This window comes from Bradyrhizobium sp. Pa8, from assembly GCF_052588265.1.
The window spans coordinates 6,534,713-6,549,654 of the sequence record NZ_CP176767.1 but is presented as its reverse complement, the minus strand read 5'-3'; the positions used below and the strand labels follow the sequence as shown (position 1 = coordinate 6,549,654).

Annotated in this window: 13 protein-coding genes; 9 read left to right on the top strand and 4 right to left on the bottom strand. The window is 63.1% G+C overall.

What is annotated here, in order from left to right; genetic code table 11:
• Window positions 1–38 precede the first annotated feature (38 nt).
• Window positions 39–713 carry a Crp/Fnr family transcriptional regulator gene (locus ACKWRH_RS31065; protein ID WP_445222497.1) on the top strand — a complete coding sequence of 225 codons (675 nt, stop codon included), beginning with the start codon at window positions 39–41 and terminating at the stop codon, window positions 711–713.
• Here ACKWRH_RS31065 and ACKWRH_RS31060 read toward each other — a convergent pair.
• The gene (locus tag ACKWRH_RS31060) at window positions 710–1,960 is read right to left on the bottom strand and encodes an MFS transporter (RefSeq protein ID WP_445216614.1); all 1,251 of its coding nucleotides are present in this window, start codon (window positions 1,958–1,960) and stop codon (window positions 710–712) included. The two genes, ACKWRH_RS31065 and ACKWRH_RS31060, sit on opposite strands and share 4 nt — an antisense overlap.
• A gap of 290 nt (window positions 1,961–2,250) precedes the next feature.
• Here ACKWRH_RS31060 and ACKWRH_RS31055 point away from each other — a divergent pair, with 290 nt between their 5' ends.
• Window positions 2,251–5,571, top strand: a complete 3,321-nt coding sequence (locus tag ACKWRH_RS31055; RefSeq protein ID WP_445216613.1) for an adenylate/guanylate cyclase domain-containing protein — start codon at window positions 2,251–2,253, stop codon at window positions 5,569–5,571.
• 21 nt (window positions 5,572–5,592) lie between these two features.
• Window positions 5,593–6,273, top strand: a complete 681-nt coding sequence (locus ACKWRH_RS31050; RefSeq protein WP_445216612.1) for a redoxin family protein — start codon at window positions 5,593–5,595, stop codon at window positions 6,271–6,273.
• Between the two features lie 17 nt (window positions 6,274–6,290).
• On the opposite strand, the gene ACKWRH_RS31045 is transcribed toward ACKWRH_RS31050, so the two are convergent.
• A complete protein-coding gene (locus ACKWRH_RS31045) occupies window positions 6,291–7,130 on the bottom strand; it encodes a uroporphyrinogen-III synthase (protein WP_445216611.1) in 840 nt (279 codons plus the stop codon).
• A 187-nt stretch (window positions 7,131–7,317) separates the two neighbouring features.
• Here ACKWRH_RS31045 and purU point away from each other — a divergent pair, with 187 nt between their 5' ends.
• The 5 genes from purU to ACKWRH_RS31020 all read left to right on the top strand — a co-directional run bounded on the left by purU (window position 7,318) and on the right by ACKWRH_RS31020 (window position 10,226).
• The gene (gene purU, locus ACKWRH_RS31040) at window positions 7,318–8,181 is read left to right on the top strand and encodes a formyltetrahydrofolate deformylase (RefSeq protein ID WP_445216610.1); all 864 of its coding nucleotides are present in this window, start codon (window positions 7,318–7,320) and stop codon (window positions 8,179–8,181) included.
• A gap of 51 nt (window positions 8,182–8,232) precedes the next feature.
• Complete coding sequence (locus ACKWRH_RS31035) at window positions 8,233–8,406, top strand: hypothetical protein (RefSeq protein WP_445216609.1); 174 nt, start codon at window positions 8,233–8,235, stop codon at window positions 8,404–8,406.
• A gap of 73 nt (window positions 8,407–8,479) precedes the next feature.
• Complete coding sequence (locus ACKWRH_RS31030; protein WP_445216608.1) at window positions 8,480–8,788, top strand: hypothetical protein; 309 nt, start codon at window positions 8,480–8,482, stop codon at window positions 8,786–8,788.
• 15 nt (window positions 8,789–8,803) lie between these two features.
• Window positions 8,804–9,613: a hypothetical protein gene (locus ACKWRH_RS31025; protein WP_445216607.1), complete on the top strand. Its 810-nt coding sequence runs from the start codon at window positions 8,804–8,806 to the stop codon at window positions 9,611–9,613.
• A gap of 430 nt (window positions 9,614–10,043) precedes the next feature.
• Window positions 10,044–10,226: a hypothetical protein gene (locus ACKWRH_RS31020; protein ID WP_445216606.1), complete on the top strand. Its 183-nt coding sequence runs from the start codon at window positions 10,044–10,046 to the stop codon at window positions 10,224–10,226.
• A gap of 92 nt (window positions 10,227–10,318) precedes the next feature.
• Here the strand turns inward: ACKWRH_RS31020 and ACKWRH_RS31015 are convergent, their stop codons facing one another.
• Window positions 10,319–11,632, bottom strand: coding sequence for a hypothetical protein (locus ACKWRH_RS31015; RefSeq protein ID WP_445216605.1), 1,314 nt, complete (start codon window positions 11,630–11,632; stop codon window positions 10,319–10,321).
• A 112-nt stretch (window positions 11,633–11,744) separates the two neighbouring features.
• Complete coding sequence (locus ACKWRH_RS31010) at window positions 11,745–12,503, bottom strand: class I SAM-dependent methyltransferase (RefSeq protein ID WP_445216604.1); 759 nt, start codon at window positions 12,501–12,503, stop codon at window positions 11,745–11,747.
• A 315-nt stretch (window positions 12,504–12,818) separates the two neighbouring features.
• On the opposite strand from ACKWRH_RS31010, the gene ACKWRH_RS31005 reads away from it, so the two are divergent.
• A complete protein-coding gene (locus tag ACKWRH_RS31005) occupies window positions 12,819–14,867 on the top strand; it encodes a hypothetical protein (RefSeq protein ID WP_445216603.1) in 2,049 nt (682 codons plus the stop codon).
• The last annotated feature ends 75 nt before the right edge of the window (window positions 14,868–14,942 follow it).

Here is a 14,942-nt window from a genome sequence, read left to right as displayed (position 1 = left end):
GAGATTGGGTGGCGAACGGTGCGGCTGGCTTCGGCATCATGATTTCAGAGGATCAACTGAAGCGGGTCGCCGCCTGGTCGCGCGAGCTCACGGAAGCGGAGATCGAGGTCGCCCGCACCGGGATCACGGAACGGTCCTACCGCACCGGTGAGACCGTGTTCATGCGCGGCGATACGTTCGGCTATTGGGCGGGCATGGTGAGCGGCCTGGCGCGGATGGGCGGGGTCTCGCGCGACGGCAAGGAGACGAGCCTTGCGGGGCTGACGGCCGGGGCCTGGTTCGGCGAGGGCAGCGTGCTCAAGAACGAGCCGCGCCGCTACGACGTGGTCGCGCTGCGCGACAGCCGCATCGCGCTAATGGAACGCAGCGCCTTCATGTGGCTGTTCGAGAACAGCGTCGGCTTCAACCGCTTCCTGGTGCGACAGCTCAACGAGCGGCTCGGCCAGTTCATCGGCATGCTCGAGGTCAACCGCACGCTGGATGCCACCGCACGCCTCGCGCGCAGCATCGCCTCGCTGTTCAATCCGATCCTCTATCCGGAATCCACCGCGCATTTGGAAATCACCCAGGAGGAGATCGGCGCGCTCTCGGGCATGTCCCGCCAGAACGCCAACCGCGCGCTGAACCGGCTGGAGAAGGAGGGGCTGCTGCGGCTCGAATATGGCGGCGTCACCATCCTCGACGTCGAGCGGCTGCGCGGCTACGGGGACTAGCGCGCGTTTGCCGGCGCGTGGACCGGCCAGAGGTCGGCGCGCCAGCGGACCGCGATCGCCAGCATCGCGATGAAGCCTGCGGCGGCGTAGAGCGAGCCCGTCGCGGAATAGCCGATGATGTCGATCAAGCTGCCGGCCGCGAGCAATCCGAGCGGCAGTCCGTAGATCACCATCATGCGCACGCCCATCACACGGCCGCGCAGGTGCGCGCTGGCCGTCCGCATCAGGATCACGGCAGCTGATATCATCGACATGCTCTGGGCGATGCCGGCGAGAACGAGGCAGGCCATCGCCACCGGCATGGTCCTGATCTCGACGAACACCAGCAGCATGGCGTACCAGGCCAGCGTCGCGCCGATGAGAAGCCGGGCAATGCGCAGTCCGCTGACCAGGCTGAGCGTGATGGAGCCGATCAGCGAGCCCACGGCGAAGCTCGCCGAGAGATAGCCGAGGCCGGTCTGGTCGGTATGAAAGATGTCCCGCGCGATGTAGGGCAATAGTCCGCCGGTGAAGGGAAAGGCGGTGAGATTGGCCAGGAAGGCGACGCACAGCGCCGCGCGCATTCCCGGGCCGTTCCAGGCATAGACGATCCCTTCCTTGAGGTCGCCGAGCAATCGCGAGACCGCGTGGCTGTTCGCCGGAAGATCGCTCGTCGTGACGGTCCTCTTTGGCCGGGTCAGGCAGAGCATGAGAAGTGCGGCCGCGAGATACAGACAGGCGATCGCCACGTAAACGAGGCCGATGCCGAGGACGGCGAACAGGCCTGCACCCGTCAACGCTCCGGCGATGCGGGCGCTGTCCTGGGTCGTGCGCGCAACGCTGATGGCGCCCACCAGGTGCTCGGGCGGCATGATCTCGGCAAGCAGCGCGCCGCGGACGCCGAGATCCGAGGGGCGGATCAGGCCCATGAGCGCGACGATGATCATCACGCTCAGCGGCGACAAATGACCGGTCAGCGCCAGAACCATGATGGTCGACGAGAGCGCCGTATAGGCAAGGCGCATCACGACCAGGAGATCGCGATGACCCATCCGGTCACCGATCATGCCGAGCACCGGCGCGACCAGGGTCCCGACGAACTGCAGCGACGCAAGCACGGTGAGCAGCAGCACGGAGCCGGTCTCGACCATGATGTACCAGCCGAGCACCAGCGTCTCCACTTCGAACGCCCACGAGGTGAGCAGATCGGACGGCCACTGGAAGCGATAGTTGCGGATGCGGAATGGCGCGAGTGCGGATGTGTTCAAGATGCGATGACGGGTTTCACGGCGATTCCCCCTTATTTTTGTTCTTCTGTTGGCAGGGTAGCCCCGGCCATGCCCCTGTCAATTGGCGCTACCGCATGCCGCCATGCTTGCCGACGATTTGCGGTGCGCCGGTGCGCCCGCTGCATCGCTTCGTCGCGCAGCCGATACGGTGAGGTTGACCAACCGCCGCTTGCTCTTCCCGTGCGACGAGCCCATGCTTGCCAGGTTCCTGGGCCCATCCGGCAGGTCCAGGAGCTCGCGCCATCGCGGCTTCCGCGAGGTCCTGACCCATGAACTGCTCTTGTTGTGGTTTAGAGGTCCAGAGCGGCTTTGCCTTCTGCCCGAAGTGCGGCACGAAGCAGCCGAACGCGTGCCCCGGCTGCGGCTTTCCATGCGCGCCGGATTTCGTCTATTGCCCGAAATGCGGCGCCTTCGTCTCTGAGGTCCCCACAGGCGGGCAGGCATCGGCGCGGACGAGCCCGACGACGCTCCCGATCCGGTCCTCGTCTCCGCCGCTCGTGCCGGCGGAGGAGGCTCAAGCCGCATTTCGAGCTCCGTCGGACAAGATCGACAGCGAGGCGAACCGCCGTACCATCACCGTGCTGTTTGCCGACCTCAGCGGCTTCACTGCGATGAGCGAGCGGCTCGACCCCGAGGTCATGCAGACGCTCCAAAACGAATTGTTCGAGGAGTTGACGGCCGCGGTGCAAAGCTTTGGCGGCTTCGTGGACAAATTCATCGGCGATGCGCTGCTGGCTCTGTTTGGCGCGCCGGCGGCGCACGAGGACGACCCGGAGCGGGCGGTGCGCGCTGCCCTCGACATGATTGGCCGGACGGCGCGCCTCAGCGAACGCGCGAAGGCGTATGCCGGTTCACCGCTGCTGCTCCATGTCGGCATCAACACCGGGCACGTCGTCGCGGGCGGGCTCGGTGCGGGTGTTTCCAAATCCTATTCGGTGACCGGCGACACGGTGAATACCGCCCAGCGGCTACAATCGATGGCGGCTCCGGGCGAGGTGCTGGTCGGGCCGTTGACCCACCGTCTGACTCGGCATGCGTTCTCCTATGACTCGCTTGGCGAGGTCTCGCTCAAGGGCAAGATGGGCAGCGTGCTGGTCCACCGTCTGAAGGAGCCGCTCGACACGCCCCGTGCCGCGCGCGGTCTCGACACGCTGGGCCTCAATGCGCCGTTGATCGGGCGCGACGCCGAGCTTGCGCGCCTGATCGGCAGCCTTGATCGCGCGTGCGGCGGCGCGGCTCAACTGGTGCGGCTGGTCGGTGAAGCCGGCATCGGGAAAACGCGCCTGGTCAGCGAGTTCGTCGCGCGCATCCGCGACCAGGATCGATTCGCAGGCGTGGCGATCCGGCACGCGGCGTGCTCGCCGCTCGGCGAACAATCCTACGGCACTCTCGCCGCCGTGCTGCGCAGCGCTTATGGCATCGCGCAGAAGGCGGGCGCCGTAGAGGCGGAGGCGAAGGTCGCCGAAGCGCTGTCGGAGCTTGGCCTCGCGACCGAGGAGGCCGACCGCCTGATGCCCCTCTATCTGCATGTCCTCGGTCTCGGCGACCCCAACGCCGCGCTCAGGCATGTCGAGCCCGAACAGCTCCGCCGGCAGATATTCTTCGCGATTCGCACCGTCCTCGAAGGCCGCCTGGCACTGTCGCCACTGCTGATCATCGTCGAGGATCTGCACTGGGCCGACGCGGTGTCGCTTGAAGCGTTGCGGTTCCTGATGGACCGGCTGGAGCGGACGCGGCTGATGCTGCTGTTCACGCATCGGCCGATGCTGGAACTGGACCAGTTCGGTTCGAGCAGGATCAGTCACACAACCCTTCGGCTGCCCCCGCTTGGCGACGCCGACGGACAAAGGCTGCTCGCGGCCTATTTCAGTCACGGTTGGCGTGAACCGCCGGGAGCTCTGTTCGGTCGAATCCTCGATCGCGCCGGCGGCAATCCGCTTTTCCTCGAGGAGATCATACGCGGCCTGATCGAAGCCGGCACCCTGGAGCGCGACGGCGCACAGTGGCGGATGAAATCGGATGAAGCCGCCGCCGATATTCCGGCAAGCATTCAGGCATTGTTGCTGGCGCGTCTCGACCGGTTGCCGCATCAGGTGCGCCGCCTGGCACAGGAAGCCGCCGTGATCGGCCCGCGGTTTGATGCGGCTGCTCTCGGTGCGGCGGCAACCGAGCCGGCAAGGGTTGAAGCAGGGCTCGAACTTCTGTGCGACGCGGAGATCATCGAGGAGATCGCGGGCGCGAACTCGATTTCGCTGCGGACCTACCGCTTCACGCAAACCATGCTTCAGGACGTGATCTATCAAAACCTGCTTCTGCAGCGCCGGATCGAGCTTCATGGACGGATCGGCGGGGCGCTCGAGAGGCTCTATGGCGATGAGCCCGAGCGCCTCGAAGATCTCATACTGCTCGGACATCACTTCAGTCTGAGCGCGAGCAAGCCGAAAGGCGCGCGCTATCTGCGCGCGGCCGGCGATCGCGCTCGCGCCAGCTATGCCAATGACGATGCCATCCGCCTCTACCAACAGGCCCTCGCCGTGCTGTTGACCGGCGGCGAGCGGGAGCCGGAACGTCTGGTCCTGTACGAGCGGATTGCGGACCTCTGTGCCGCGGCTGGCCGCCGGAACACGGCCGAGGAGCACTATCAGAGCGCGTTGGAGGGGCACCGCACGATCCAGGACCGGATCGGCGAAGCGCGAATCCTTCGCAAGCTTGGACGATTGCTGTGGGACGCCGGCAAGCGGATCAAGGCAGAGACGCATTACGCCGAGGCGGCCAAACTGCTTGGAGGGACCGACGCGCCCATCGAGTGGGCGCATCTCCTGCAGGAGCGTGGCCGTCTCGCGTTTCGGACCGGCGACCACGTGGCCGCCGCAAGATGGGCAGACGAGGCGCTCGGCTATGCACGGTCGGTACCGGCGGCCGCGGACGAGCAGGGCAGGCTCGAGGCGGCACGTGCCATTGCGGAGGCCCTCAACACCAAGGGCGTTGCGCTGGCGCGGCTTGGACGACACGAGGAGGCGGTGCGCGAGGTGGAGCAAAGCGTTGCAGCCGCCGAAACCGCCGGCCTCCTCAACGTAGCCTGCCGCGGCTACACCAATCTCGGTGTGCTCTACACGATCGTCGACCCGGCGAAAGCCGTGGAGGTCTGCCGGCGTGGACTCGATGTCGCGCGTCGGATCGGGGATCTCGGCTTCCAGGCGCGTCTTCTTGCCAATTTTGCCGTTGCCTGTTGCACCTTCACGGACAGATGTACCGAGGAAGGAGTACCGGCCGCCGAGAAGGCGATCGAAATCGACCGGGCACTCGATCAGCGCGAGCATCTCTCCGTGCCCCTGATCGTTCTCGGGCAAATCCATCAATGCCACTTCCGCCCCGAGCTGGCCGCCCTCTGCTACAATGAGGCAATCGAGGTGGCGAACGAAACCGGTGAGCCGCAGCAGCTGTTTCCATGCTATGATGGTCTCGCCACGCTGAGCCTTGATCGAGGCGACATGCCCGAGGCCGACCGATATTTCGCGCTGGCCCATGATGTCTGCGCTCGCCACGGGCTTGATCCCGCCGGGCTGATCGTGCTGCCATTTCTTGACTAGGTCATATGAAGGAGTTCAACTATGTCAGAACTTCATGTCGACGGACCGCTTCAGCCGGGCGATCGCGCGCCGAACATCGTGCTGGACGCCATCACACGCGATGGAACGATCGCGCTCCAGGATTTTCGCGGGCATAGCCCGATATTGATTGGCTTGTTTCGCGGGCTGCACTGCCCGTTCTGTCGGCGCCATATCGCTGCACAAGCGCAACTTGACGCAGCCCTGCGCGACAAGGGCGTCGAAAGTCTCACGGTCGTGAATACGCCCATCGAGCGCGCGCGGCTCTACTTCCGCTATCATCCATTGCCTAATCTGCTCGCCGCGTCCGACCCCGAGCGGGTCTCGCACCGCGCGTTCGGCCTGCCCACTATCGAGTTCACGGAGAACGAAACCGAGTGGCCGCGCAAGGTGGGTATGGACGTCGTCAAGAGCATGCAGGTGGATGTGCCCGGCGAAACGTCGGGGTCGATGAATCGGTTGGCGGCTGCCGAGTACCTCAACAACAAGGACGGTTACGAGATGATGGAGGCCGATCAGCGCATGGCGGCAACCGGCCAGGGCCAGCTGTTCGGCCAGTTCCTGCTCGATCGCGAGGGAATCGTGCGCTGGACCTTTACCGAGGTTCCTGAAGGTGGCCACCGCATGTTCGGGGCTCCGAGCCCTCAGGAGTTGATGTCGGCCGCCTCGCAGGTGGCGAGCTAAGCATCGTCGGCTGGTGACTAACCCGCCACCTTTGGCCGTCTCTCGGCGAGCGCTGCCGCCATCGCCGAGATCAGCGGGCGCATGAAATAGTGGTCTTCCGCCGGCGCGATGTCCGTGCGCAGGCCATGCGCGGCGAGCTCTCCCGACACCGCAGGACCCACCGACGCAATCAGCGTCCGCTCCAACCCTGCGCGCAACTTCGCCTCACTGCCATGTGCCTTCGCGGCTTCTATGAGGCGGCGGACCTGGCCAAGATTGGTCAGCGCGATGGAATCGATCCGCCCCTCGGCCATGTCGTCGATGGCGGCGACGATGTTGGCATCCGCTGCCTTGGAATCGTAGGCATAAGGCAGCACGGTATCGACATCGGCGCCTTGCGCGGCAAGCGTGCCGGTCAGTGCGCTGTGGTCCTTGTCCGGATAAAGCTGAAGGCCGACGCGTCGCCCCTTTAGGTCGAGCCTGCCCAGCATTTCGATCACGCCCTCGGTGGTCGGCTTCTCCGTGGTCTGCTGCGCATCGAGGGAGATCTCGCGCAATGCCTTGCCGGGCTTCGGGCCGCGGGTGAATTTTCGCGATTTGGCAAGCGCGGCGACGAGAGCCTGGTCGAGCCCGCGCGCGACGGCGAGCTTCATGATCCGCCGCAGGCCTTCGCCGGTCATCAGCACGAGATCGTCAAGGGGCTTGTCGATGGCGCGGCGGATCCAGGCCTCGACCGGGGCGGGATCGGGCGCGTCGTGAATGGTGAACATCGGGCACTGCACGACATCGGCACCTTGCTCCGCCAGAAGCTTTGAAAACTGCGCCTCCTCGCGCGTCTCCAGGATCAGGATGCGGTAGCCGTTCAAGCGGTCGGCCATGGGTGTGCTCCGGCGGTAAATTGCAATGGTCCGTTCATCCTGACTCCGCGCTTTATGCTGACGCAAGTCTTTGGGATCAAGTCTTGGGATCAAGTCTTGGAATTGGCGCAAGGGCGGGGTTGGTGATAGAGCAGGGCGCAAATCGCGGGTCACTCCGCAGTCGCCGCCCAAACCTTCATCAAGAGCCATGCCCGATCATCAATATGTCCTGACCCTGTCCTGTCCGGATCGTCCCGGCATCGTCTCGGCGGTGTCGACCTTCCTGGCCCACAACGGACAGAACATCCTCGATGCCCAGCAGTTCGACGACGTCGAGACCAAGAAGTTCTTCATGCGCGTGGTGTTCACCGCGGCCGATCTCGCCGTGGAACTGTCGGCGCTCCAGACCGGCTTTGCCGCGATCGCGGAGCGTTTCGGCATGGAGTGGCAGATGCGCGACCGTGCCGCGCATCGCAAGGTGATGCTGCTGGTGTCGAAGTCCGACCATTGCCTGGTCGACATCCTCTATCGCTGGCGCACCGGCGAGCTGCCGATGGTCCCGACCGCAATCGTCTCCAACCATCCGCGCGAGGTCTATGCCGGGCTCGACTTCGGTGGCATCCCGTTCCACCATCTGCCTGTCACCAAGGAGACCAAGCGCGAGCAGGAGGCGCAGATCCTCGATCTCGTCGCCGAGACCGGCACCGATCTCGTCGTGCTCGCTCGCTACATGCAGATCCTGTCGGACGATCTGTCTGCCAAGCTTGCCGGCCGCTGCATCAACATCCACCACTCGTTCCTGCCGGGCTTCAAGGGCGCAAAGCCCTATCACCAGGCCCATGAGCGCGGCGTCAAACTGATCGGCGCTACCGCCCATTACGTCACGCGCGACCTCGACGAAGGCCCGATCGTCGATCAGGACGTCGAGCGCATCAGCCACCGCGACACGCCGGAGGATCTCGTCCGCAAGGGCCGCGATATCGAGCGCCGCGTGCTGGCCCGCGCGATCCGCTACCATCTCGACGACCGCGTCATTCTCAATGGCCGCAAGACCGTGGTGTTCGTGGATTAGGCAAGTATCACAACACTAATCTGCCAAGCCGCAGGACCTCCGAGCGGCCCGATGACCGTCAAGCTGCTCGTCGAATCCGGAAATGATTTCGCCGACAACAGCAATCACGGCGATCGGGCGATCTTTGAAGGCATCGTGGCAAGGCTGCGCGGCATCTGGCCGGGCTGCGAGACGCTGGATCAGGACGGAGGCGAATGTCGCGCAGGCGCAGGCGCCGGGTGGTGATCGTGGGCGACGAGGCTATCGAGTTCGCGCAGGCCAGGCGGCCCGAGGTGCTGGGCAGGGGGCTGGCATCGACGTGCGTTGTGCCGACTATGCCAGCGTCGGGCCTGCCACAACCGACCTGCGCAAGATGTTGCGCGGCGCGGTCGCTGATCTGGACGCGCTGATCGTCCCCGTTCCGATTTCGGCCTTCGGGCCTTCCGACGCGGATGCCATCCGTGAGACGCTGGACGACTTGGCGGAGCGGGTCGATGACCACCGCGGACTTGCTGCGCCCGAGGACATCGTTGCACGGGCCGGCGATTGCTGCCTTGTCGTTACCGGCAGCTACCACGCTGCCATGTGTGCCCTGTCGCAATGCGTCTCCGTGGTGGCGCTAATCTAGTCACATTACTACAGGTTGAAGTTCTGCGTTCCGCGGGCAAGCTTTTTCGACACGGGGATTCAGATCGTCGAACTGGGGCGGGAGAATACCGCCTCCGCGCTAGCTCACGCCATTGCGGAAGGTTGGTGCGAGATCGCCGGGGCTCCCGCGGATCTGCTGCGCGCAGCCGAGCGCAACATAGTTCAGGGCCGCGATGCCTATCGCCGTCTGCGCGACCTCATTACCCGGGATGATGTTCCCGGTGCTCGCTTGGATATGCCCGCCGATCCTGTTAGACTTTTCGCGATCGAACCTATCGCCGTAGCGCCTTCCGTTAGGCCGAGACCGATTTCGCCAAAATCGATGCCTTCACTCTCCGCCGCGGAGATCGAAACCTTTCGACGCCAGGGGCCGTTCACCGCCTTTGATCCGCAGCAGGTGCAGCAGGCGCGCCAGACCATTCTCGATCGCGTGCTAACCACGCTGACGCGCTATTGCCCGTTCAGTCTGCGCGTCCGTCACCTCGACAGCCGGACCGTCTACGATCTGTGCTCCTCGCCCGAAATTCTGGGACTCATGGCCTCGCTCTCTCGCTCTATGGGCCGGACTTCAACAACCCGCCAGACGAGCCCTTTCAGCTCGCGGAATATCCGTGGCACCAGGATCACCACACAACTGGAACATAGAGCCGATTCTCAACATCTCGGCCTGGCTGGCGATCTTTGCCGATTTCTCCGAGCCCGCGCCGGCGTCGCGGCGTCAAGTCAATCTCGCTGGTATCCTGGATGGCCAGCACATGATGGCCTTCTACTGCCGCGACCGTGTTTTCGCCCCAGCTTTCGATGATCCGCTCCCTCTCACCTTGTCGTGGCCAAGAAAGCGGTTGAACCGCACCTCCAGCGCGCGATCCCCCGGGAAAGCCCGCCGCAGGCAGACAGCTCTGCCCGCAACCATGCGTTCGACGAGCGCCGCCCCTTTATCGAGACGACAATCTCCGAACCGGTCCAGCGTCCAGTCAATCCGTGACGACATCACGGCACCCCGTCCAACCACGGAGTGCTGCAATAGAAGTCACACAGACTTCCGATTCTGGAATCCCCCGCGGCCAACCCGAGTCAAGCCGCCGCACCACCAGATCTGTGCATGCCTTAGACCGGGGCGGAGACCACACCGTGCGCTGGGAAGTTGCACCCGCGATCTCTTAGGCCGCGGTCGACGACGCCGTGCTGCGCGTCAACGGCGCCGCCGTGACGTCGAACGCAGGCAGAAGGGGGACGTGGTCGTGCTCGAAGGCCGCGTGCCGGAGCGCCTACTCCGGCTTCGATCCGACCGGGTTCGCCTTCAGCTCGACGGCTGCACGCCGCTCTGGCCTTGCGACTTGAATGCCGCAAGCGGCGACAAGCGCCTGCTCGGACTTGGTGTGCACCGTGTCTCGCTGGTGGCCGTCGGCAACGGGTAAAGCCTCGCGATCGCCTTCGCGCACGCCGAGGAAGGATCCCTACCTCGTCATGCTTTAGCGAACCTCGCCTCGGGAGGTGAGCGGCGGAGCCTTCATGGTGCAGATGATCGTTCGAACATCGCGCGCGGCGTCACATACCAGAGTAGAAAGAGTACCCCAGCCCCATGCGTCAGAAGCGTAGTCGATAGAGGGACGTTGACAAAGACCAGCGGCAGGATCGCGCTGGAAATCAAGACGAAATTGGACGGCAGATCCGCGGACAGACGGTTGCCGAACGCGAAGACCAATCCGCATGCGAACGCCGCGATGGGTGCGAGCATGGGGCCGACGGAGGCGATTCCTTCGGTCGCAAACAGCGACGCATTCAGAAATCCGAGTTCATAGACTTGATTCATCAGGATCGACAGGGGCTCGTTGTAGGCGCAGGGAACGAACCGCTTCAGGAATCCGATCTGACAGAAATAGGTCAGCTCGTGCCTGGAGAAGTAATCATTGTAGATATCGAAAGCGTTCGACGGGATGATCACCATCCGAAAATTGACTGTGTAGAAGAGGGTTGGAAGCACCTCGAAAACGGAGGTCAGGAGTCCTGCGAGCATCGGGAGCAAAAGGGAAAGAATGACTGCTGTTCTGGGTCTCGAATATCTGGCGAGAACGGCAACAAACACCAGCCACATTGGCGTAAAAATAGCGAACTTGGTCAGTGTAATCGGGTAAAACAGCAGGGAGAGAACCAGCGCCGCGCCGGCGCGCCAGATGTTTCCTCGCGCAACGAAGCAGGCAAATGCGAAGGGCAGCAAGGTAGTCGTGGTGATCCCGATCGCGTATCTGAGACCGGTAGGAAAATCCAGCTTATCGCGGTAGCGGTAGATATCCTCGATGGCCACAATTCTGAAATTGTAGATTGCACCCGCGATGATCGTCGCCAGGGACAACAGCAGGATGAGCGTCAGCAAATGCTCGAACATGCGCGCGGGCAGCTCGTATATCCGGCCAACGGGTGAGACGATCAGCGTGGCGGGGACAAGAAACGCCCCAGCCGAGAATGCCGCAGACCATCCGGCCAGCCGGTGATCGTAGTTCAAGTCGCTGAAGCAATTGAGCCAGAGATAGCCGAGCATCATCGAATAAAGATAGAATCCGACGATGTACCCGAAACTGAAGCGGGCTACCAGGAAGAACATCCCGACGACGGCGAAGGCCGCGACCACTGCAGCTGCCACCGGAAATCGAGCCGGGTCGTAGAAAATATGGAATGCGGCGGCACTGAAATAATGGCTGCTGAAAGTCGTGACGGCGATCAGGGAGAGGCAGGCGGTGACGATGTACAGGCAAAGCAGGATGCCGATTCCGCCTGGAGTTTCGGCGCGACCGGCAATCGCTCGCCATTTGTCCATCAAAGTCATTCACCGGATTCCTTAGGGGGCGAGCGGCCTCAATAGGGGCGAGGGGAGCGCCTGGCAACCGGGCGGAGGTGGCGCCGCTCGCGGGCCACCACGTCCTGCACTTCGGACGGGGTCAGGACGCAGGACGGTCCGAATGGCTTTTCGCCCAGGCAGGAAAATCTTCGCGCCGCCAGACCCCGATAATCCTGCCGACGCTGACTGAGTCGTCCGCAATCTCCATGACTGGCGGCCCTAAATTATATGGAGAAATCTGCAGATTCAGAATGCGGAAGTCGCCGCTGTCGATGTCGGAGTTGTAACCGGTCGCTCGTTCCGTCGTCGTCAGGAAAAACCTGCTCCCCGATTTGTAGACGTTCCTGATCAGGCTCATGCTGTCGGCAAAACTCAGGTGGAACAGCACCTCCCGGCATAGCACCGCGTCCGCAGCCGGAATGTCCTCGGTGATGGCGTCCAGGCAGATGAAATTCCGCTGCGACGTGGAAAACTGCTTCTGGTTGTTCGCGATGACGGATGGAACGATATCGATACCGGTGTATGAGCAAGGCAGCTCTATCTTCTTCATCCAGGTGAAGTCTCCGCAGCCGATGTCCAGCAGCGACGATATGCCGAGCTCGGATACGACTTTCGGAAGGGTCGCGATGACATTCTGCGCCGAGTGCTCGCTTGACCCGGCTCCCGAAGAGGGCTGGCCCTCATTCATCTTCCAGAGGTCGTTCTGATAGATTGCAGCGAAGCGATCCCGCACGGGGGCGCGCTTGTCGATGGCGAATCTGTTTCCCCGGACCTGGCGCACCCAGTCGATCACTCTCGTCAGGCCAAGACGATGAAGTGTTCCTCGCAAGAACTCGCGCGCCGTGACCCTAAGCGTCATTTACAACTCCATCAGGGATGTCAGGAAGACGAGCGCGGACAGTACTTGAAAGCCGGTCGCTGTAGAAGGGGAGACGATGCTGGTTTCCGGGGACCGCGCGGCGGCGAAGTCGCCGACGTCCGTACGGATGCTCCCGGAATGGGCCGTCGGGCCTGCGGCGGAGACTGCGGCCCGCTCACTTGTCGATGCCCCGATCGACGTATAAACGGTCCGCTCAGGCCTTGCGAATTTGCGCTCGTATTGCCGCCGAACCGTTCCGGAGATCGGACCCAGATCGACCCGATTGTGAGTCTCCCACTAATGTCGAGAAATTCCGTGACGATGCCTGACCGCCCCGACTGGGTTCTCGGGGTGGGGTTCGCCCTGTTGGGTGCGCTGCTGGGCGCTGCCGTGCTCCACCAATCGAACATGTTGTATTTCTATCAGGCATTCATGCCGGAGATGGTCTATTCGGCGTGCGGCCACGGCTTCGTGCGCTCTCCGGTCGCACCCTCGCCGATGATCGATTTCCTGTCGGGGCGCAGCACCGTGTTCGACTGCGCGACGATCGGGATCGCTCCGGAAGAGCCGGCCGGCATCTTCTTTCGTTCGCAGCTCTATCTGGGCCGGGCGGTCTCTGCCTTGTGGCGCGTGACGTCAATTCGCTACGCGAACCTTTGGCCGCTGGTTTCGACGCTGGTCGGTGCCTATGCGTGCGGTTGCTTCGTGCTCGTGCGTCTTTTTTTTGCGAGATGGCCCGCTGCGGCAGGGGCAGTTCTCCTGACTCTGTCGCCCGTCATGCTGTCGATGGTTCCGTACTTTCGGGATTTCTCCAAGGCGCCATTCTTCATCTGGGCTCTCGTCTTTCTGATTTTGACCATCCGCGCCGAGTCGCCGCGCATGGCTTTGTTGTGGGCGGCCCTGTCTGGCGTGACGGTCGGCTTGGGAGTCGGCTTTCGCTCCGACGTTTTCATCCTGTTGCCGATCGGAAGCATCGCATTGGTGGTCGGTTCGGGACCGAAAAGATGGAAAGTCGGTATCGCAACAATCGCCGTTTTCGCCGCGATAGCCTTGCTTTCTGCCGCGCCGCTGTTGGGGGTCGGAAAGGCCGGAGCATCCGGCACGTTGCTGATGCAGGGCTTGTCAGATCCATTCCAGAGTTATCTGGATTTGGGGCCTGTGCCATATTCGCTTGGAGCGCGTTATTCAGACGAGCTCACGCTGTCGTCCGTCGCCGCAGACTTGCGTCCTGCTGATCCGGATTGGGACGCGGGCGAAGGCAAGCTTGGCCACACGGTTTCCCAAGCCATAACACGATCTGGTTCTTATGTGCTCAGTTGGCTTCCTTATTTCGCTGGGGACGTGACGACGCAAGCGCTGAAATCCGCGGCCTGGGTCATCGTGTTTCCGGAACTCGTCGCGCCTGGGCGTGTCAATGTGGACCCAGGTGTTCCGGTGCGTGCGGCCCCGTGGATCGCACGCTTGTTGAACCGGCTCTACGATCGCCTGGCGAACTCATGGATTGCGATCATATGTGCAGCAGGATTTGTCGCGTTCTTCTGGCGCGAGGCGGCAGTCAGACCGCGTGAAACGCTCGCTCTGTTTCTGATGTTCGGCGCGCTTCTGACCTACCCGGTGGTGCAGTTTTCGGTCCGGCACGTCTTTCATCTCGAGTTCGTCTGGATCCTGGCGGTTATCTCGTTTTTCAGCGTTCCCTTCGAATGGTCGCGGCTTCGTCGCGTTTTGCCGTGCTTCTTGATCGTTGCGGCGATCGTGTTGGTCGGACTGATTTCAGTATACGCCGGCATGACGATGTATCAGGATCGCGCGCTGCGGCATCAGTTCGAAGCGTTGCTGGCGGCGCCGAGAGAGCCGGTTGTGCTGATCACAAAGCCCTCCGCAGGCGGGAACGCGGTCTTTGATCTGCCACTGCCGGACAGGCATCGCGCGCTTGTCGAAAGTGCCCCGGACAGCATGACCCCCAAACTCGGCGAACAGGGCCTGCAATGGAATGTGCGGTCTGACGGAGACCGAATCCTGCTGACGTTCGGTGGCGAGAACTGCCGGCCGGGCAGGACGACGGTTTCATTCCAATACGCGAGGCGCGAAGGCATATGGCAGCCCCTCGATCAAAGCATCTCGGTGGAACTTCCGCAGGACCGGGCTTCGTTCAGCATGGCGCTGGTGCCCGCATTCTATCGGCCGACCCAATATCTTTCCGAAATCCAGCTCCCGGCCGCATATGCGACATGTCTTGTCAAGGCTGAGAGAGTCGTCGGGCCGACACAGCTTCCGGTTCTCCTGGCAGCCGCGCTTGCCCCGGGATGGCAGAAACGGCCCTTGCACCGTTCCTTCGGGGGATTCTCCACATTCGGGGCCAAATGACGGGCTGGCGCGGGCGACGGTAATGCGGCAGGCACATGCGCGATCCAGTTGAATTTGGTTCGGATACGCCCGAAC

What these genes read in the sequence shown, in the direction of transcription:
- purU (WP_445216610.1), top strand. Translation starts at nt 7,318, where the DNA reads ATGCCCGATCATCAATATGTCCTGACCCTGTCCTGTCCGGATCGTCCC.
- ACKWRH_RS31065 (WP_445222497.1), top strand. Translation starts at nt 39, where the DNA reads ATGATTTCAGAGGATCAACTGAAGCGGGTCGCCGCCTGGTCGCGCGAG.
- ACKWRH_RS31010 (WP_445216604.1), bottom strand. Translation starts at nt 12,503, where the DNA reads ATGACGCTTAGGGTCACGGCGCGCGAGTTCTTGCGAGGAACACTTCAT.
- ACKWRH_RS31055 (WP_445216613.1), top strand. Translation starts at nt 2,251, where the DNA reads ATGAACTGCTCTTGTTGTGGTTTAGAGGTCCAGAGCGGCTTTGCCTTC.
- ACKWRH_RS31050 (WP_445216612.1), top strand. Translation starts at nt 5,593, where the DNA reads ATGTCAGAACTTCATGTCGACGGACCGCTTCAGCCGGGCGATCGCGCG.
- ACKWRH_RS31035 (WP_445216609.1), top strand. Translation starts at nt 8,233, where the DNA reads ATGACCGTCAAGCTGCTCGTCGAATCCGGAAATGATTTCGCCGACAAC.
- ACKWRH_RS31015 (WP_445216605.1), bottom strand. Translation starts at nt 11,632, where the DNA reads ATGACTTTGATGGACAAATGGCGAGCGATTGCCGGTCGCGCCGAAACT.
- ACKWRH_RS31045 (WP_445216611.1), bottom strand. Translation starts at nt 7,130, where the DNA reads ATGGCCGACCGCTTGAACGGCTACCGCATCCTGATCCTGGAGACGCGC.